This window comes from Frateuria sp. Soil773 (assembly GCF_001428405.1).
Taxonomy (GTDB): domain Bacteria; phylum Pseudomonadota; class Gammaproteobacteria; order Xanthomonadales; family Rhodanobacteraceae; genus LMSL01.
Window position 1 is genome coordinate 32,006 of the sequence record NZ_LMSL01000002.1, and the last position, 15,079, is coordinate 47,084.

The 15,079-nt window shown below is 71.3% G+C and carries 17 protein-coding genes and 1 tRNA gene; 4 read left to right on the forward strand and 14 right to left on the reverse strand.

Annotation, left to right across the window (positions count from 1 at the left end):
- Positions 1–78: 78 nt before the first annotated feature.
- Positions 79–1,467, forward strand: coding sequence for a dihydrolipoamide acetyltransferase family protein (locus ASG87_RS00235; protein ID WP_055999048.1), 1,389 nt, complete (start codon positions 79–81; stop codon positions 1,465–1,467).
- Positions 1,468–2,357: 890 nt separating this feature from the next.
- Positions 2,358–2,741 (forward strand): VOC family protein, encoded by a 384-nt coding sequence (locus ASG87_RS00240; RefSeq protein ID WP_055999051.1) that lies wholly within the window; start codon positions 2,358–2,360, stop codon positions 2,739–2,741.
- A gap of 17 nt (positions 2,742–2,758) precedes the next feature.
- On the opposite strand, the gene ASG87_RS00245 is transcribed toward ASG87_RS00240, so the two are convergent.
- From ASG87_RS00245 to ASG87_RS00285, 9 genes are all read right to left on the reverse strand, one after another.
- A complete protein-coding gene (locus ASG87_RS00245) occupies positions 2,759–3,400 on the reverse strand; it encodes a DUF6348 family protein (RefSeq protein ID WP_055999054.1) in 642 nt (213 codons plus the stop codon).
- 23 nt (positions 3,401–3,423) lie between these two features.
- Positions 3,424–3,750: a hypothetical protein gene (locus ASG87_RS00250; RefSeq protein ID WP_055999057.1), complete on the reverse strand. Its 327-nt coding sequence runs from the start codon at positions 3,748–3,750 to the stop codon at positions 3,424–3,426.
- A 34-nt stretch (positions 3,751–3,784) separates the two neighbouring features.
- Positions 3,785–5,155 (reverse strand): tryptophan--tRNA ligase, encoded by a 1,371-nt coding sequence (locus ASG87_RS00255; protein ID WP_055999060.1) that lies wholly within the window; start codon positions 5,153–5,155, stop codon positions 3,785–3,787.
- 32 nt (positions 5,156–5,187) lie between these two features.
- Positions 5,188–6,102 (reverse strand): arginase, encoded by a 915-nt coding sequence (rocF, locus tag ASG87_RS00260; protein WP_055999063.1) that lies wholly within the window; start codon positions 6,100–6,102, stop codon positions 5,188–5,190.
- 23 nt (positions 6,103–6,125) lie between these two features.
- On the reverse strand, positions 6,126–6,521 hold the full coding sequence (locus ASG87_RS00265) for a rhodanese-like domain-containing protein (RefSeq protein ID WP_055999066.1): 396 nt from the start codon (positions 6,519–6,521) through the stop codon (positions 6,126–6,128).
- A gap of 21 nt (positions 6,522–6,542) precedes the next feature.
- Positions 6,543–6,618: transfer RNA gene (locus ASG87_RS00270), tRNA-Thr, on the reverse strand.
- Between the two features lie 38 nt (positions 6,619–6,656).
- A complete protein-coding gene (locus ASG87_RS00275) occupies positions 6,657–7,361 on the reverse strand; it encodes an SPOR domain-containing protein (protein WP_055999069.1) in 705 nt (234 codons plus the stop codon).
- A 30-nt stretch (positions 7,362–7,391) separates the two neighbouring features.
- A complete protein-coding gene (locus ASG87_RS00280; RefSeq protein ID WP_055999072.1) occupies positions 7,392–8,150 on the reverse strand; it encodes a type III pantothenate kinase in 759 nt (252 codons plus the stop codon).
- Positions 8,147–9,121: a biotin--[acetyl-CoA-carboxylase] ligase gene (locus tag ASG87_RS00285; protein WP_055999075.1), complete on the reverse strand. Its 975-nt coding sequence runs from the start codon at positions 9,119–9,121 to the stop codon at positions 8,147–8,149. Before ASG87_RS00285 ends, ASG87_RS00280 begins: the two co-directional genes overlap by 4 nt.
- Positions 9,122–9,348: 227 nt before the next feature.
- Between ASG87_RS00285 and ASG87_RS00290 the strand changes: the two genes are divergently transcribed.
- Positions 9,349–9,660, forward strand: a complete 312-nt coding sequence (locus ASG87_RS00290; protein WP_157510799.1) for a hypothetical protein — start codon at positions 9,349–9,351, stop codon at positions 9,658–9,660.
- A 35-nt stretch (positions 9,661–9,695) separates the two neighbouring features.
- Here the strand turns inward: ASG87_RS00290 and ASG87_RS00295 are convergent, their stop codons facing one another.
- The 5 genes from ASG87_RS00295 to ASG87_RS00315 form a co-directional block, all read right to left on the reverse strand.
- Positions 9,696–11,111, reverse strand: a complete 1,416-nt coding sequence (locus tag ASG87_RS00295) for an ATP-binding protein (protein WP_055999081.1) — start codon at positions 11,109–11,111, stop codon at positions 9,696–9,698.
- Positions 11,077–11,769: a response regulator transcription factor gene (locus tag ASG87_RS00300; protein WP_055999085.1), complete on the reverse strand. Its 693-nt coding sequence runs from the start codon at positions 11,767–11,769 to the stop codon at positions 11,077–11,079. Before ASG87_RS00300 ends, ASG87_RS00295 begins: the two co-directional genes overlap by 35 nt.
- Complete coding sequence (locus ASG87_RS00305) at positions 11,769–12,077, reverse strand: PepSY domain-containing protein (protein ID WP_055999088.1); 309 nt, start codon at positions 12,075–12,077, stop codon at positions 11,769–11,771. The genes ASG87_RS00300 and ASG87_RS00305 overlap by 1 nt, the downstream gene beginning before the upstream one ends.
- A gap of 85 nt (positions 12,078–12,162) precedes the next feature.
- Entirely contained in the window at positions 12,163–13,167 is a 1,005-nt protein-coding gene (dusA, locus tag ASG87_RS00310) for a tRNA dihydrouridine(20/20a) synthase DusA (protein ID WP_055999091.1), read from the reverse strand.
- A gap of 122 nt (positions 13,168–13,289) precedes the next feature.
- Positions 13,290–13,955: a TMEM175 family protein gene (locus tag ASG87_RS00315; RefSeq protein WP_055999095.1), complete on the reverse strand. Its 666-nt coding sequence runs from the start codon at positions 13,953–13,955 to the stop codon at positions 13,290–13,292.
- A gap of 249 nt (positions 13,956–14,204) precedes the next feature.
- Here ASG87_RS00315 and ASG87_RS00320 point away from each other — a divergent pair, with 249 nt between their 5' ends.
- Positions 14,205–14,981 (forward strand): ferredoxin--NADP reductase, encoded by a 777-nt coding sequence (locus tag ASG87_RS00320; RefSeq protein WP_055999098.1) that lies wholly within the window; start codon positions 14,205–14,207, stop codon positions 14,979–14,981.
- The last annotated feature ends 98 nt before the right edge of the window (positions 14,982–15,079 follow it).

Below are 15,079 nucleotides of genomic sequence, written 5' to 3' on the forward strand. Positions count from 1 at the left end.
CGACATCGCCACTGGATCCCGGCCCTGCGCCGGGATGACGCACAATGAAATCCTCCGCCTGACCACGGAACTCCGAACATGGCCGACATCAAGACATTCCACCTGCCCGACCTCGGCGAAGGCCTGCCCGACGCCACCATCGTCGAGTGGCACGTGAAGGAAGGCGACACGATCAAGCTCGACGCCCCGCTGGCCTCGATGGAAACCGCCAAGGCGGTGGTCGAGGTGCCCTCGCCCTACACCGGCAAGGTGACCAAGCTCTACGGCGCCGCCGGCGACATCATCGAGACCGGCGCCGCGCTGGCCGACTTCGAGCCCGACCCGAACGCCAAGCAGCGCGCCGAGGCCGAATCCACCGGCCACCACCACGGTCCGAAGAAGAGCGTGGGCAGCCCTGCGCCCGACGACGGCGGCAAGGTGGTCGCCTCCGACGAGGGCGGCGAAGTGCAGGCCGGCGGCGCGGAGCGCGAGGACGAAGGCACCGTGGTCGGCGCGATGGTCAGCGGCAACGCCGTGCACATCGAGCAGGCCGCCAGCATCGGCGGCGTGAAGGCCGTGCCGGCGGTGCGCGCGCTGGCGAAGAAGCTCAAGGTCGACCTGGCCCGCGTGCGCCCCACCGGCGCCGACGGCGTGGTCACCCTGAAGGACGTGAAGGACGCCGCCGCCAACGGCAGCGCGCCGCTGGGCGCCGCCCCGGCCCGTGCCGTGCTCGCCTCCGCCGGCCGCCACCTCGCGCCGGAACTGCCCGAGCCCGGCCCCGCGCCTTCGCGCACGCCGGTGTCGCTCGCCGGCAAGCCGGTGCGTACCGCGCCGCCGTCGCAGCAGGCCAGCGGCCAGCCGGAACAGCTCAAGGGCGTGCGCCGCAACATGGCGCGCGTGATGGCCGAGGCCCACGCCAACGTGGTGCCCACCACCCTGGTCGACGACGCCGACCTGCACGCCTGGATCGGCAAGCAGGACATCACCGCCCGCCTGATCCGCGCCATCGTCGCCGCATGCAAGGCGGTGCCGGCGCTGAACGCCTGGTTCGACGGCAAGAACCTCAGCCGCACCCTGCACCCGCACGTGGACATCGGCATCGCGGTGGACACCGACGACGGCCTGTTCGTGCCGGCCCTGCGCAACGCCGACGTGCTCGACGGCGCCGGCATCCGCGCCGCGATCAAGCGCCTGCGCTCGCAGGTCGAGGACCGCAGCATCCCGGCCTCGGAGCTGTCCGGCTACACCATCAGCCTCAGCAACTTCGGCATGTTCGCCGGCCGCTACGCCACCCCGGTGGTGGTGCCGCCGACCGTCGCCATCATCGGCGCCGGCAAGCTGTGCCACGACGTGGTGGCGGTGATGGGCGGCATCGAAGTGCACCGCCGCATGCCGATCAGCCTCACCTTCGACCACCGCGCCGCCACCGGCGGCGAAGCCGCCCGCTTCCTCAAGGCGCTGATCGACGACCTGGCGCTGCCCAACTAAAGGGCGGCCCCGGCCGGGAAAAAAGGCGCCCAGGGGCGCCTTTTTTCATGCCCCACCCCACGCCCACGGCGACAGGCGGCACCACCGACGCCGTCGCGATCACCGAGCCGCGGATCGTCCGGACAGGGGCCGGGCCATTGGCCGAAGAGCGGGACGCTTCCGGCAAGAACGTCGCGCCCGCCATGCCGGCACGGTTCGGTCGTGCCCGGAACGGCGACGGCATCCGCTACATGCGGCGCGACGCATGGGGACTGCCGTGCTACCGCGGCAAAGTGCATGCCGATGACAACTGGCTCCATCACCGGTGTCGTACCAGGACGCCCGGTCGGCGTTCGCCGGGAAATACGCATCGGCGGCGGATCCCGGCGCCGGTCCATGCCATGTCCTCCCCAAGATCGGCCGTCCATCGACCATCAATGCGTCCCGCTGCGCCATCCGTTCCGCTACTCGCCGTCAGCCGCACGCCCCCGTCATCCCGGCGAAAGCCGGGATGACGGCAAGGCGGCAAGCCAAGGTCCATCCGCTTGCCGAATCCGCGTCGTGACTGCGGGGATGCCCGCAACTTCCGGGCAACCGGATACCCCGCGACCGCTCGTGGCTCGCCCGCAAGGCGGAAGCATCCCGCCCCCTGCATAGCTCGACCGTGCAGCGAATCACGAGCCTCCCGCGAATCATCGCCGGGCACCCGGCAGCGCGCCCCCGAAGACATCGGCGCGCAGGCCGGGAAGCACTCGGCCAACCTCGTCGTGATCGCATCATGGCCGGGCCGGTTGAGGGAACCTCCACGCGGGCGCGCCTATAGTGCGAGCGTCACCACGGAGCATTCCGCCGCGCCGGCTTGCCGGCCGCCCGAATGCGCGGCCCCTCCCCCTTGTCCCGGAGAAATCGCCATGCACCACAGCCGCCTCAGCACCCTGGTCATCGATTGCCGGACCGACGACCTCCGGCAAGCCACCGATTTCTGGAGCCATGCCCTGGGCAAGCCCGTCGTCAGCTACGACCAGGACGGCGACGGCAAGTACGCCGAGCTGGCGACCCTGGCCGACGAGCCGATCATCCTGCTGCAGCGCGTGGCGCACGACAGCCGCGTGCATTTGGACATCGAAACGGACGATCTCGAAGCCGAAGCCAGGCGCCTGGAAAAACTGGAAGCCAGCCGCATCGAGTGCGTGCGCGGGCGCTGGTGGGTGATGGAAGCGCCGAGCGGGCATCGCTTCTGCGTGGTGCAGAAGCAGCGCGAGGCCTTCGGCGCGCACCTCAACCGCTGGGAGTGAGGCGCCGCCCGGCGGGCTCAGTAGTCGCGCACGTCCAGCATCAGGAAACGGTGGACGCTGTACGGCTCCGCCGCTTCCGGCAGGGCCACGCTGGCCAGGGCGCGATCGCCGGCGGCCCACGGCTCGTTGTCGAGCAGCGCCTCGACGGCGGCGCGGCCGTCCGCATCGCGGCGCAGGAACAGGCGCACCCAGTGCAGCCGGGGCTCCAGCGCTTCGTTGCGCAGCGCGGCGGCAAGCGGCGCCAGCGCATCGTCCGCCAGCGCAGCCGGCGCGCCCTGCACGACGGCCGGGCCGATGAAGACATCCCAGCCGCGCACGCCGATGTCCCACGATTCCAGCCGCAGCCTGCGCTCGTCGGTGACGTACCAGCACGCGGCCAGCAGCACCGGCAGGCCGCCCTGCTCGAAGCGCCGCAGCGCGTCGCGGCAGCCGGCCTCGCCATCGCCGAAGCCGGCATAGCTCTCCTCGACCTGCTGGTCCTCGCCGAGCACCACGTCGAGGTCGAGCCGCCCCGGCCCGCCCGCCGCGCCTTCGTGCCAGGCGGCGCGGATCGCGGGGAAGTCGCCGTCGGTGACCAGCCAGTCCTCGTCGGGCTCGAGTTCCACTTCGTGCCGCTCGAACAGGCGCAGCAGGTGGCGTTGCAGCGTATCGTTGTCCATGTCGTTCCCGTGGCGACCGCGCCTCAGCGCGGTCGGCGCCAGATCAGGTAGCGCAGCAGCATCGCCAGCGCGAGCACGGCGATGAACACGCCGTAGCCGTTCAGCGCGGGCAGCACCTGCTGCCAGATCGCACCGCTGACGCGGCGGCCGAATTCGTTGTCCTGCGGCACCACCGCCGCCTCGAAGCCGAGCACGGCGCAGCCGATCGACGCGACCGCGGCGAGCAGCAGCGCGACCGTGTCGAACGAGCGGCGCGCGGCGGTGCGCGGCAGGCTCTTCGGATAGGCGAAGTAGGCCCAGCCGAGGACCAGCAGCCAGGGGGCGAGCAGCAGGATGGCGAGGTAGCGCATCAGCGTCCGGTTCCGTCAAGCGGGCCGGCCGCGTTCATTCCTGCGCGGCCAGCCGTTCCAGTGCCTCGCGCAAGCGCGCGAGGGCGTCGTCGCGTGCCTGTTCGTCGGCGTATTCGGGCGAGCTGGCGACGGCTTCGCCGTCGAGTTCCAGCACCAGCGCCAGCGACGAAAGCTGCACCACCGCCGCCGGCGCGCCGAGCGTGCGGATGCGCTTCTGCAGCGCCCCGGCCGCCTTGGGATCGGCGAACGGCGCGGACAGCAGCAGTTCCTCGCCCTCGGCGGAGAACAGGCGGAAACGGAAGCTACCATCCGGATCGCGGAAACTGGCGAAGCGCGGCAATTTGTCCGCCTTCGCGGCAGCGCGCCGCTCCGGCTGCGACACCCCGGCCGCCGGCGCGACGATGGCGCGCAAGCCGATCGCGTCGCGCAGCTCGGCGAGCTTCGGCGTGGCGATCGCGCGCGCCTTCTGCGCGCCCTCGCGCAGGCGCTCCTCGATCTGCGCCGGCCGGGCCATCAATGCTTCGTAGCGCTCGCGCATCGGCGCCACGTCGGCCTCGATCCGCTCGAACAGCACCTGCTTGGCCTCGCCCCAGCCGATGCCGTCCAGCAGCGCCTGGCGGAACGCGGCGCTCTCGGCCTCGCTGGCGAAGGCGCGGAAGATAGTGAACAGCGAGGAGCTGTCGGGATCCTTCGGCTCGTCCGGCCCGCGCGAGTCGGTGACGATGCGCATGATCGACTCGCGCAGTTGCTTCTGCCCGCCGGCGAACAGCGGGATGGTGTTGTCGTAGCTCTTGGACATCTTGCGGCCGTCCAGGCCCGGCAGGGTCGCCACCTGCTCCTCGATCACCACCTCCGGCAGCACGAAGAACTCGCGGCCGTAGGTGTGGTTGAAGCGCTGCGCGATGTCGCGCGCCATCTCGATGTGCTGGATCTGGTCGCGCCCCACCGGCACCTTGTTCGCGTCGAAGGCGAGGATGTCGGCGGCCATCAGCACCGGGTACATGTACAGGCCGGCGGTGACGCCTGCGTCCGGGTCCTCGCCCGCCGCGGCGTTCTTGTCCACCGCGGCCTTGTACGCGTGCGCGCGGTTGAGCAGGCCCTTGGCGGTGACGCAGGTGAGGAACCAGGTCAGCTCGGGGATCTCCGGGATGTCCGACTGCCGGTAGAAGGTCACCCGGTCCGGATCCAGCCCCGCCGCCAGCCAGGTCGCCGCGATCTCCAGCCGCGAGCGTTCGATCCGCGCCGGGTCGTCGCTCTTGATAAGCGCGTGGTAGTCGGCCATGAAGTAGAACGCGTCGACGTCGGCGCGGCGGCTGGCCGCCACCGCCGGGCGGATCGCGCCGACGTAGTTGCCAAGGTGCGGGGTGCCGGTGGTGGTGATGCCGGTGAGGACTCGGGTCTGCATAGGTATCGCTTGTCGGTGGAGGCGGGTGGCGCTCAGCGGATCAGGGTGGACTTGCCGAACAGCGACTCGACCAGATCCACCGCCAGCTTGGCGGTCTGGTTGCGCTTGTCGAACGCCGGGTTCAGCTCGACGATGTCGAGCGAACCGAGCCGCCCGGTGTCGGCGATCATCTCCATGCAGAGCTGCGCCTCGCGGTAGCCCGGGCCGCCGCGCACGGTGGTGCCCACGCCCGGCGCGATGGCCGGGTCGAGGAAGTCCACGTCGAAGCTCACATGCAGGTGGGTGTCGCCGTCGACGCCGTCGAGCGCCTCCTCCATCGTGCGCTTCATGCCCACCTCGTCGATGTGGCGCATATCGTAGATGTCCACCTTCGCCTCGCGCACCAGCCGCTTCTCGCCCTCGTCCACCGAGCGGATGCCGATCTGCCGGAACACGTCCGGGGCGGTCGCCGGCACGTGCTCGCCGATGCCGGTCAGCTCGGCCGGGCCGTTGCCGCACAGGCACGCCACCGGCATGCCGTGGATGTTGCCCGAGGGCGTGACCTGGGCGGTGTTGAAGTCGGCATGCGCGTCCAGCCACAGCACGCGCAGCCGCTTGCCGCTCTCGCGGCAGCGGCGCGCCACCGCGCTGATCGAGCCGATCGCCAGGCAGTGGTCGCCGCCCAGCATGATCGGCAGGCGGCCCGCCTGCAGTTCCTGGTGCACGGCGCCGTGCACGGCCGTGTTCCAGGCCACCACCTCGGGCAGGTGGCGGTAGCCGTGTTCCGGCGGCTGCCACGGATTGAGCGGCCCCTGCAGGTTGCCGCGGTCGATCACCTTCAGCCCGCGCCGCTCCAGTTTCTCGGCCAGCCGCGCCACGCGCAGCGCCTCCGGGCCCATCGAGGCGCCGCGGTGCCCGGCGCCGATGTCGGTGGGAACGCCGATGAGGGAAATGATCTGCTTGTCCATGTTCGCTCGTGGTTGAAGGTCACTCAGGGATCGTCGGCCGCGGCTTCGCTTACCAGCGGACGGTGCGCCGCGCGCCACGCGTCGGCGCTGCCTTCGAGCAGGCGCACCCGCGTGTAGCCGAGCGACTGCAGGATCTGCCGCGCGCGCGCGGCCCGCCGCCCTGACTTGCAGTAGACCACGATGTCCTGCCCGCGGTCGAAGCCGAGCGCGCCGTGGCGCGCGGCCAGTTGCTCGACCGGCACGTTCAGCGCGCCGGCGATGTGGCCGTCGCGGTACTCCTCCGGCGTGCGCACGTCGAGCAGGGCCGGCGCCGCATGTTGGCGCTGCAGCGCCTCCAGCGCCTGCGGCGCGAGCGGCGGCGTCTGGGCCGCGGCGACCGCGGGCAGCAGCGCAACCATGAAGAGCAGGCTGGCGCGCATACGGGCTCTCCTGCGCAGTGATGGTGCCGGCACCCGGGTTCGAACTGGGGACCTACCGCTTACAAGGCGGTTGCTCTACCAACTGAGCTATGCCGGCGAAAGAGCGGGAATTCTAGCAGGCGCCGCCGCGCCGGCTCAAAAGCAGCCGGTGCTGTGCGAACCGACGCTGGCGTTGCGGATGCGGCTGCGCCAGTCGAAGCCGGCCCTGTCGGTCACCGCCAGGTCCAGCCAGTATTCCGGCACGGTCTCGGTGCGTTCGCTCATCTGCGCCGGGAAGCCGGCCGCGACCACTTCGTCGCGCCGCTTGCGCGCGTTCGCCGGATCCTTGAACAGGCCCAGCGACACGGTGTTGGACTGGTCGCCGGAACTGACCACGAAGTAATCGCCGATGTGCCTGGCCTCCAGCCGACGCGCCAGTTCCAGCGCCTGCGCACGGTTGCCGCTGGCCGGCAGGTGCACCCACCAGCCGCGCGTCTGGGTGGTCTGTTCCTGCCGCGAGCGCATGCGCGCGCTCTGCGCCGCCAGCGCCTGACGCGCGGTGCGCAGATCCTGCGGCGCGGCGAACGGGCCGAGCGTGAGGCAGCTATAGCTGGACGACGGCGTGCCGGCGCGGACGGGCGCGGGGGCCGGTGCGGCCGGCGGCGCCACGGTCGAGGCGGCGGCATCGCCGGACGCCGGCGCCGCCGGGACGGCCTCGCTGCGTTCGGACAAAAGCTTCAGCTCCGGCATGCCGGGATCGGTCGCGCTGCGCCCGTGCGCATCGTCCTGTCCCAGCAGCAGCCATGCGCCCACCGCGATATTGAGCGCGATCAGCAGAACGAACAGCAGGCGCAGAAACATCCATCCCCCTTGACGACCCACCCGCGCATTCTAGGAAATGACCGCCGGGCCGGTCTGTGTCTGCGCCCACACGGCCAGCCCGCGCAGCACGCCATCGTGCGAGAACCGCGCCGGCCGCGACAGCAGGGCCGCCAGCGGGGCGGCGTCGCCGCCGCCGAGCATGAGCACGGGCGCGCCGCCCAGCCGCGCCTCCGCCTGGGCGACGAAACGCTCGATCAGGGCCGCGGCCGCCTGCCAGCAGCCGGACGCCACCGCGTCGGCGGTGTTGTCGGCCAGCTCCACGATCGCGCCTTCGCGTTCGGGCCGGACCTGGGCGGTGGCACCGAGCAGCGACTGCCGCATCAGCCGCGGGCCCGGCGCGATCAGGCCGCCGAGGTGGCGGCCGTCGGCGGCCAGCGCGTCCAGCGTGAGCGCCGTGCCCACACCGGCCAGCACGCAGGCGCCCAGGCCGTCGGCATGGGCGGCGACCATGGTCAGGAAGCGGTCCACGCCGAGCCGCTGCGGCTCGGCGTAGGCATTGCGCACCCCGCAGGCCGCCGCCGGCGTGCGCAGCCAGCCCGGCTGCAGGCCGAAGGTCGCGGCCACGCTGCGCTCCAGCAATGCCTCGCGGGCCGGCTCCACCACCGAGGCGCCGAACGCGGCCCGCGGCGCCAGCAGGCCGGCCCAGTCGCGTGCCAGCCGGGCCGCGACGTCCTCGTCCCAGGCGACCGCGCCGTGCGCAAGCCAGGCGTCGTCCCGGTGCATGGCCCACTTCAGGCGGGTATTGCCCAGGTCCAGCAGCAATCTCATGCGCGCCGCACCGTGACGTCCGCGCTGTCGATGCTGCGCAGGCTGCCGTCGGCCAGGCGCACCTGCAGGGCGCCGCGCGCGTCCACCCCGGCGCCGGTCGCGTCGAACTCGCCGAGCGCGCCGCTGAGGCGCAGCGGCCGGTCGCGCAGCAAGTCGTGGCGCGCGAAGTCTGCGCCGAAGCCGGCGAAGCCGTCCCGCTCGAACTGATCCAGCCCGTCGGCCAGCGCGCCGATCAGGCGGATCGCCACCAGGTTGCGGTCCGGCGGCGTGCCGCCGGCCAGCGTAGCCAGGTCGCACGCCGGCTGGCCGGCCTGCGCGCGCAGGGCCTCGGTCAGGCGCAGGTTGAGGCCGATGCCGATCACCGCCGCGCACGGCCCCTGATATTCGCCGCTGAGCTCGACCAGCACGCCGGCCAGCTTGCCCTGCGCCGACAGCACGTCGTTCGGCCACTTCAGGCCGGCGCCTTCGATGCCGAGGGATTCCAGCGCGCGCAGCACGATCACGCCCACCGCCAGCGACAGGCCGGACAGCGCGGCAAAGCCCTGCTCGAACCGCTTCAGGCACGACAGGTAGAGATTCAGTCCGGGCGGCGACAGCCAGGGCCGGCCGCGCCGGCCGCGGCCGGCACTCTGCGTCTCGGCCAGCAGCATGCTGAGGTCGGCCGCCGCGGCGCCGCGGCGCTGCAGTTCGCTCGACGTGGAATCGAGCTCCCAATGCACTTCGAGCGCCCCCAGCCGCCCCCTGACCGCGGCCGGCAGGCCGTCGCGGATGGCCTGCCCGTCGAGCAGTTGCAAGGGCCAGGGCAGGCGGTAGCCGGCCGGACCGCGCGCCTCGATCGGCAGCCCGCGCGCGCGCAGCGTCTCGACCTGCTTCCAGATCGCCGCGCGGGTCACGCCGGAACGCTCGGCCAGCGCCGCACCGGACACCGCCGCGCCGGAGGCCAGTTCGGCGAGCAGTCGCTGCGCCAGCATCAGCGCGCCCGGCCCCGGCCACGCGGAGCGTTGTCGGCGACACGCCCGTAGGTGAGGTGAATGGCCTGCATCGGGGGATTCTAGCCAGCGCCCGGGGCAAAGTCGCCTCTGCCACAGGTCACCGCGGAACCGCCTCCCGGCTGCGCCCGCCCGCGGCAGCACTGGCAAGCGCGTCACATTTCTGCGACGATCCGGCCCTTCGCTTGTGGATCAAGGGGTTGGTCGCCATGCGTACCCGTCAGTTGCTTTTCGGATGCGTGCTCGCGCTCGGTAGCGCCGGCGTCGCCGTGGCGTCCGACGTGGATACCCGCGACCTGATCGGCGACGGCCACTCCAGCCTCGACGGCGGCGGCCGCGAAGGCAGCGTCGGCAGCAACGACCCCACCGCTCTCAACCGCGACTGCCCGGCAAGCAGCGGCAGCGCCGGTGGCGGCAGCGCCAGCATGCCGGCCAGCGGTGGCGGCGGCAGCGGCGGCAGCCGGCCGGCCGGCCACCGCAGCCTCGGCTGGCAGTCGCTGCTGCCCGGTTCGATCCAGTAGGCCACCCCGGCCGCGGCGGGACCGCGGCGCCGTCCTCAGCCCGGCGGCAGGCTCACCCCGAAGCGCGCCCCGCCGAATTCCGGCGAACGATCCACCTGCAGCTCGCCCCGGTAGGCGCGCACGATGTCCTGCACGATCGACAGGCCGATGCCGTGGCCCTGCACCCGCTCGTCGCCGCGCACGCCGCGCTGCAGCACCTTCTCGATCTTGTCCTCGGGGATGCCGGGGCCGTCGTCCTCGACGCTCAGCCACAGGCCCGGGCGGTTGCGGCCTGCCTGCGGCTGCAGCTTCACCACCAGCAGCACCCGGTGGCTGGCCCACTTGAACGCGTTTTCCAGCAGGTTACCCATCAGCTCGAGCAGGTCGCCCTGCTCGCCGTAGAACACCGCGCCGTCGTCGATGTCGAACTCGCACAGCACGTTCTTCGCCGCGTAGACCTTCTCCAGGCTCTGCACCAGGTCCTCGGCATGGCCGGCGATCGGCACCGCGGTGGCGAACGGCTGCCGCCCGGAGGTGGCGGCGCGGGCCAACTGGTAGGCCACCAGCTCGTCCATGCGGCGCACCTGGTCGAGCACGTCGTTGCGCATCGACGGGGCGTCGCCGGCCGACTCCAGCCGCGAGCGGATCACCGCCAGCGGGGTCTTCAGGCTGTGCGCCAGGTCGGCCAGCGTGTTGCGGTAGCGCGTGCGCTGCTCGCGCTCGGTGTCGATGAAGGCGTTGATGCGCTCGGTGAGGCCGGTCAGCTCCAGCGGGTACTGGCTGTCCAACTGGTCGCTGTCGCCGCGCTCGACCCGGCTCATGTCGCTGGCCACCTTGCGCAGCGGGGTCAGGCTCCAGCGCAGCAGCAGCAACTGCAGCAGGATCAGCATCACGCCCAGGATCGACAGCATGCTGATCAGGGTGCGCCGGTACACCGCGTTCTCGCCCTCGAACTGGTCCTCGGTCTGCGCCACCATGAAGGTGAGCAGGACCGGCTTGCGCGGCGGGTTGTCCATGGCGACGCCGTAGGCGTAGTAGTACAGCGGCCCCAGGCGGGTCTCGACCCGGCCGAAGCGGTTCTGCCCCGGCTCCAGCGGCTGCAGGAAGGCGAAGTCGCGGCCGATCGCGGAGGACGACTCCGCCCGGAACCCGCCCTCGCCGATCACCAGCGCGTACAGGCCGGAGCCGGGGCGCGAAAAGCTCGGGTCCGGCGGCGAATCGGGCAGGAACACCTTGCCGAAGCGGTTCACCTCGGTGCCGGCCAGGTAGGAGATCACGTAGTTCTGCAGGCGGTCGTGCAGGCCGCTCAGGGCGGTGTCGTGGTTCGCCTTCGACAGGGTCAGCCCGACCAGCCCCAGGAAGGCCGCCAGCACCAGGCCGGTGGCCATGGCCGCGCGCGCCGCCAGCGAGAACGGGCGGCGCACGGGCGGCGGCGGCTCACTCGTCGTCGCCGTCGCTGCGGGGGATGGCAAAGCGGTATCCGCGTCCACGTACGGTCTCGATGGGCTTGAGGGTGCTTTCCGGGTCGAGCTTGCGGCGCAGGCGGCCGATGAACACCTCGAGCACGTTGGAGTCGCGGTCGAAATCCTGCTGGTAGATGTGCTCGGTGAGGTCGGCCTTGGAGACCAGCTCCCCGGCGTGCAGCATCAGGTATTCCAGCACCTTGTACTCGTAGCTGGTGAGGTCGACCAGCTTGCCTTCCACCGATACCGTCTGCGCGGTGGTGTCCAGCTTGATCGGGCCGCAGGCCAGCACCGGCTTGGACCAGCCGCTGGCGCGGCGCACCAGCGCGTTGATGCGCGCCAGCAGTTCCTCGACGTGGAACGGCTTGACCAGGTAGTCGTCGGCGCCGTGCTTGAGCCCCTCGACCTTGTCCTGCCAGCCGCCGCGGGCGGTGAGGATCAGGATCGGGTAGCGCTGGCCGGCCTCGCGCAGCGCCTTGATCAGGTCCATGCCGGACATCTTGGGCAGGCCCAGGTCGATGATCGCCAGGTCGAACGGCACCTCGCGGCCCAGGTAGATGCCTTCTTCGCCGTCCTGCGCCGCATCGACGGCAAAGCCATCGCGCTTCAGCCGTGCCGCAAGGGTCTCGCGCAGCGGCGCCTCGTCCTCCACCAAAAGGATGCGCATCAGTGTTTCTCCTTGTTGCCGTTGCCGGCCGGGTTCTTGGTTGATTCGGCGGAGGCCGGCGGACGGGCCGCGTCGGCCGCCACCCTGACCACCCGCACGTGGCCTTCGGGCGTGAGCACTTTTATCGCGTATTCGGTACGCCGGCCGACCCGGCGCGAATCGGCCGACAGTACCTTGCCGTCGGTTTCCTGCTGCACCTTGGCGATCGCCTGCTCCAGCGTCATCGCCGCCTGGGCCGCCGCCGCGGCGCCGGACGCCGCCAGCAGCAGCGCTGCGAGCCACAACAGGCCGTGGTTGTTCAAGATCATCGCTTCGATTCGCCCTGGATATGGCCCCGACCGGCGTTCAGCCTAGGGAATCCGGGCTGAATACTGACCGGACGGCCGTGTGCTGTCACGCGGCGGCCGCACGCCGCGGCGCCAGCGCCTGCTCGATCAGCGCCCAGCCGGCGCCCGGCAGGTGCGCCCCTTCGCTCAGCGTGCGCCGGAACCCGCGCGCGCCGGGCTCGCCCTGGTACAGCCCAAGCAGGTGCCGGCTGATGTGCTTCAGCGCAGTGCCGCGCGCCAGTTCCGCCTCGATGTACGGGCGCATGTGCAGCAGCACGCTTTCGCGCGCGGGCAGCGGCTCGCCGTACAGCGCGTGCTCGATCCGCGCCAGCAGGTAGGGATCGTGGTACGCCGCGCGGCCCAGCATCACGCCGTCGAGCCGCTCCAGGTGCGCCCGCACCTCCTCCACCGTGGTGATGCCGCCGTTGATCGCCACCACCAGTTGCGGGAACTCCCGCTTGAGCCGGTACACGCGCTCGTAGTCCAGCGGCGGGATCTCGCGGTTCTCCTTCGGCGACAGGCCCTTGAGCCAGGCCTTGCGCGCGTGCACCACCAGCACCTGGACGCCGGCTTCCAGCATGGTCTCGGTGAAGTGCTGCAGGCCGGCGTAGTCGTCCTGGTCGTCCACGCCGATGCGGCACTTCACCGTCACCGGCACGTCCACCGCGTCGCGCATCGCCTTCACGCAGTCGCCGACCAGCACCGGCTCGTACATCAGGCAGGCGCCGAAGCGTCCGGACTGCACCCGGTCGGACGGGCAGCCCACGTTGAGGTTGATCTCGTCGTAGCCGGCCCCGGCCCCCAGCCGCGCCGCCTCGGCCAGCTCGGCCGGCTCGCTGCCGCCCAGTTGCAGCGCCACCGGATGCTCCTGCTGGCTATGCTCCAGCAGGCGCAACTGGCGCCCGCGCACCAGCGCCGCGCTGGTCACCATCTCGGTGTACAACCGCGCGTGCGGCGACAGCAGGCGATGGAAATAACGGCAATGTCGATCCGTCCAGTCCATCATCGGGGCAACGGAAACGCGCCAGGACGTGGCTTGGATGGGGGCAGCGGTGGCGTGTCTTTCGCTCATCAGGCGGCCATTTTCGGGGAATCGCGCCATGAGCGCCATGCCGCGACGGCCGCCTCCGCCCCGTCCGACGGCCCGGCCTGCCTATACGGATGGCCGGTCTTGGGGCGCCGCGCCGGTGTTTTTCACGCGGACGGCGGCGCCGCAGCGGACGCCTGGACGTCCTTCTTCGCGGCGTTTTCCATCCGCGACGAAACGGCGCGCAGCGCCAGCGCGGCGAGCGTGAAGACCAGCGCCGCCACCCGCATCTCCTCGGCATAGAAAGCCAGCGCGACGAAGATCAGCACGACGAACAGCTTGCTGAGCAGCCAGCTCCACGCCAGGCGGCGGTCCACGTCCGGAGCGAGGTTGGCGACCAGCGCCGCGTAGAACCAGAACATCGCCAGGCAGGTGTAGTTCGCCGCCACCGAGAGCGCGTAGACGAGGAGATTGATCGACTCCGGATCCCTATGGGAGAACGAGACGCGGATCACCACCGGCATCAGCGCCACCATGCTGAGCAGCAGCATGTTCAGCGCCGTGGCGGGGCCATCCACGTCGCGCAGGTGCGCGACGATGCGCCGGTGGATCGCCCAGACGCCGCCGATCAGCACGAAGCTGAGGAAATAGACCATCAGCGGGAATTTCCACGCGTCCCACAGCGACTGCCCCGGCACGATCTCCGGCTTGATCTCGATCGCCGACAGCGTGATCGCGATGGCGAACACGCCGTCCGACAGCATCACCAGCCGGTCCAGGTGGCGCTGGCCGACGTGATGATCCGAAATGGGTTCCCGTACCCGACCGCCCATGCGCCACTCCCCCTGTTGAATTCGGTGCGGCATGATGCCGCAGATCCCGGCCGCGGTCTGCACCGCCCCGCCCGGCTCCGCGCAGGGCGGTGCCGGATCGCGTATTCTGTACAGCCGTCGCCGCGGTTCCGCGGCGCTCGCACGGCACAGCGGCAGCGCCGCCCTCCCCGCGAGTTTTCCCGACAACCCGGCCAGTCCGGCGCACGGCCGAACGCCTGTGCCACGGCAAAACTTACGAGACAAGACGACATGGTGGCAATGGCGACCGAGCACGTGATCGACGTGCAGCACTGGAACGACAACCTCTTCAGCTTCCGCACCACGCGCGACCCCGGCTTCCGCTTCGACAGCGGTCAGTTCGTGATGATCGGGCTGGAAGTGGACGGCCGTCCGCTGATGCGCGCCTACTCGATCGCCAGCGCGAGCTGGGAGGAGCACCTGGAGTTCTTCTCGATCAAGGTGCCGGACGGCCCGCTCACCTCGCGCCTGCAGCACCTGAAGGCGGGCGACCCGCTGGTGGTGACACGCAAGCCCACCGGCACCCTGGTGCTCACCGACCTCAAGCCGGGCAGGCACCTGTACCTGCTCGGCACCGGCACCGGGCTGGCGCCGTTCCTGAGCATCATCCGCGATCCGGACACCTACGAGCGCTTCGACAAGATCGTGCTGGCCCATGGCGTGCGCCACGTCAACGACCTGGCCTACGCGCACTACCTGGAGCAGGAGCTGCCGCAGCACGAATACCTGGGCGAGCTGGTGCGCGGGAAGCTGATCTACTACCCCACGGTGACGCGCGAACCGTTCCGCAACCGCGGCCGCATCACCGACGCCATCGTCGACGGCGTGATGAGCCAGGCCACCGGCCTGCCGCCGCTCAACCCGGAAACCGACCGCGTGATGCTGTGCGGCAGCCCGGCGATGCTGGACGACCTGTGCGCCCTGCTCGACGGCCGCGGCTTCCGCGCCTCGCCACGGACGCGCGAGCCGGGCGACTATGTGATCGAGCGGGCGTTCGTGGAGAAGTGACCGATGCCCCGGGCTGTCCGGTCGTGCAGACCCGGCAGCCCCGCCCGGTGCGCTGCGCCTCGCTGCGGCAATCCGGCCCATCGCCGTCCCGGCCGCCG

Bases quoted from the DNA above. Each gene is read 5' to 3' on its own strand.
- ASG87_RS00235 (WP_055999048.1), top strand. From the start codon at position 79: ATGGCCGACATCAAGACATTCCACCTGCCCGACCTCGGCGAAGGCCTG.
- ASG87_RS00240 (WP_055999051.1), top strand. From the start codon at position 2,358: ATGCACCACAGCCGCCTCAGCACCCTGGTCATCGATTGCCGGACCGAC.
- ASG87_RS00245 (WP_055999054.1), bottom strand. From the start codon at position 3,400: ATGGACAACGATACGCTGCAACGCCACCTGCTGCGCCTGTTCGAGCGG.
- ASG87_RS00250 (WP_055999057.1), bottom strand. From the start codon at position 3,750: ATGCGCTACCTCGCCATCCTGCTGCTCGCCCCCTGGCTGCTGGTCCTC.
- ASG87_RS00255 (WP_055999060.1), bottom strand. From the start codon at position 5,155: ATGCAGACCCGAGTCCTCACCGGCATCACCACCACCGGCACCCCGCAC.
- rocF (WP_055999063.1), bottom strand. From the start codon at position 6,102: ATGGACAAGCAGATCATTTCCCTCATCGGCGTTCCCACCGACATCGGC.
- ASG87_RS00265 (WP_055999066.1), bottom strand. From the start codon at position 6,521: ATGCGCGCCAGCCTGCTCTTCATGGTTGCGCTGCTGCCCGCGGTCGCC.
- ASG87_RS00275 (WP_055999069.1), bottom strand. From the start codon at position 7,361: ATGTTTCTGCGCCTGCTGTTCGTTCTGCTGATCGCGCTCAATATCGCG.
- ASG87_RS00280 (WP_055999072.1), bottom strand. From the start codon at position 8,150: ATGAGATTGCTGCTGGACCTGGGCAATACCCGCCTGAAGTGGGCCATG.
- ASG87_RS00285 (WP_055999075.1), bottom strand. From the start codon at position 9,121: ATGCTGGCGCAGCGACTGCTCGCCGAACTGGCCTCCGGCGCGGCGGTG.
- ASG87_RS00290 (WP_157510799.1), top strand. From the start codon at position 9,349: ATGCGTACCCGTCAGTTGCTTTTCGGATGCGTGCTCGCGCTCGGTAGC.
- ASG87_RS00300 (WP_055999085.1), bottom strand. From the start codon at position 11,769: ATGCGCATCCTTTTGGTGGAGGACGAGGCGCCGCTGCGCGAGACCCTT.
- ASG87_RS00305 (WP_055999088.1), bottom strand. From the start codon at position 12,077: ATGATCTTGAACAACCACGGCCTGTTGTGGCTCGCAGCGCTGCTGCTG.
- dusA (WP_055999091.1), bottom strand. From the start codon at position 13,167: ATGAGCGAAAGACACGCCACCGCTGCCCCCATCCAAGCCACGTCCTGG.
- ASG87_RS00315 (WP_055999095.1), bottom strand. From the start codon at position 13,955: ATGGGCGGTCGGGTACGGGAACCCATTTCGGATCATCACGTCGGCCAG.
- ASG87_RS00320 (WP_055999098.1), top strand. From the start codon at position 14,205: ATGGTGGCAATGGCGACCGAGCACGTGATCGACGTGCAGCACTGGAAC.